At 57.4% G+C, this 1753-nt stretch carries 1 protein-coding gene and 1 pseudogene; one reads left to right on the top strand and one right to left on the bottom strand.

Annotated features, from left to right (window positions below; translation table 11 throughout):
* Positions 1-39: 39 nt before the first annotated feature.
* Positions 40-795 carry an exodeoxyribonuclease III gene (gene xth, locus SMC5_RS08095; protein WP_119175774.1) on the top strand — a complete coding sequence of 252 codons (756 nt, stop codon included), beginning with the start codon at positions 40-42 and terminating at the stop codon, positions 793-795.
* Positions 796-841: 46 nt separating this feature from the next.
* Here the strand turns inward: xth and SMC5_RS08100 are convergent.
* Positions 842-1753 (bottom strand): annotated as a pseudogene (locus tag SMC5_RS08100) (adenosylhomocysteinase); the annotation flags it as partial.

A 1753-nucleotide genomic window follows, 5' to 3' on the forward strand; every position in this document is an offset into this window, starting at 1 on the left:
GGGCGGAAACCTGCCTGCATTAAACATGAGGAGTGAGCCATGAAGATAGCAACGTGGAATGTGAACTCGGTGCGCGCCCGTTTGCCTGTTGTCCAGAAGTGGCTGCAGGAGTCACAGGTGGACGTTCTCGCCATGCAGGAGACCAAAACGGTCGACGAGACATTTCCTGTTGCAGAGTTCGAAGCATTGGGATATCAGGTCGCGATGTCCGGCCAGAAGACCTACAACGGTGTTGCCATTGCGTCCAGACTACCCATTTCCAGGGTCGTCAAGGGCTGGGCCGGCAATGATCCGAGCCGGGTTCTGGCAGTGGACGTCGGTGATGTCACGCTGATCGATGGGTATCTGCCGCATGGTGGCGAACGTGGCGACGAGGCATTTCTGCATAAACTTCAGTTCTTCCGGGAATTTCGGATCTATCTCGGCACAACATATTCCAGAGACCATCGCCTGCTGTTCATGGGCGATTTCAACGTGGCCAGGGATTCTCAGGACGTCTGGGCTCCCGAGGAGATGCAGGACGCCATCGGCTTCATGCAGGAAGAGCGTGAGGCACTCGAGAATCTACGCGGGTGGGGTTTCGTCGACCTATTCCGGAAATTCCACAGTGAGCAGCAGTTTACCTGGTGGGACTATCGCATGAACATGTTCAAGCGCCACATGGGCATGCGCATCGACTATGCCTGGGGTTCGGAGGCGCTGTCCGTGCACATCGTCGACTGCGTGGTCGACGTCGAGCCGAGGCGCTGGGAGAAGCCGTCAGACCATACCCCCGTCGTTGTCACGATCTCGTGATCACGGGGCGGGGGCGATTGGTGCGTTCTAAGTTTATCTCTGAGGTCTAGTATGAGCTGAGGTACGCTCTCTGCTCTTCGGTCAGTGTGTCGATGGACAGGCCACAGGAAGCCAGGAATGCTCTCGATGCCATGTCGTCGATCATCTCGGGTACATTGATGAGTTCATTGGGCAGTGACTCCTGGTGTCTGACCAGGTACTCAGCCGACAACGCCTGCAACGCGAATGTCAGGTCCATGATCTCGATGGGGTGCCCATCGGCGCATGCCAGATTGACAAGGCGTCCCTCGCCCAGGACATAGAAGTGCTTGCCATCGCAAGTATACTCCTCGATGTTGTGCCGGACTTCGTGGTGCTGAGGGTCCTTGTTCCGCAAGTGTTGAACGTCGACTTCGATATCGAAGTGCCCAGCGTTGCACAAGATGGCACCGTCCTTCATGACGGCGAAATGTTCCTTGGTGATGACCTTCGCATCGCCCGTGCAGGTAATGAAGATCTCACCGATTCTGGCGGCCTCGAGCATTGGCATGACCTGATAGCCTTCCATGTGGGCTTCGACGGCCTTCACAGGATCGACTTCCGTGACGACGACCTGGGCGCCGAGGCCTCTGGCACGCATGGCCACACCCTTGCCAACCCATCCATACCCGGCAACGACCACAATCCTGCCGGCGATGTTCATGTTGGTCGTCCGCAGAATGCCGTCCCAGGCGGATTGTCCTGTGCCGAAACGATTGTCGAAGAGATGTTTGCACAAGCCCTCATTGACCCCGATGATCGGGAAGGCCAGTTTGCCCGCGCGGGCCAACGCACGGTCGCGGGTGATTCCTGTCGTGGTTTCTTCGCATGCTCCCACAATGGCGGGCAATAGTTCTGGATGCTCGAAGTGAACGGCGCTCACGAGATCCCCACCGTCATCGATCAGCAGGTTGGGTTTGGTGGCCAGGACGTTGCTGAA

The organism is Candidatus Cryosericum odellii, from assembly GCF_003570935.1.
Taxonomy (GTDB): Bacteria; Caldisericota; Caldisericia; order Cryosericales; family Cryosericaceae; genus Cryosericum; species Cryosericum odellii.

Bases quoted from the DNA above. Each gene is read 5' to 3' on its own strand.
- xth (WP_119175774.1), top strand. From the start codon at position 40: ATGAAGATAGCAACGTGGAATGTGAACTCGGTGCGCGCCCGTTTGCCT.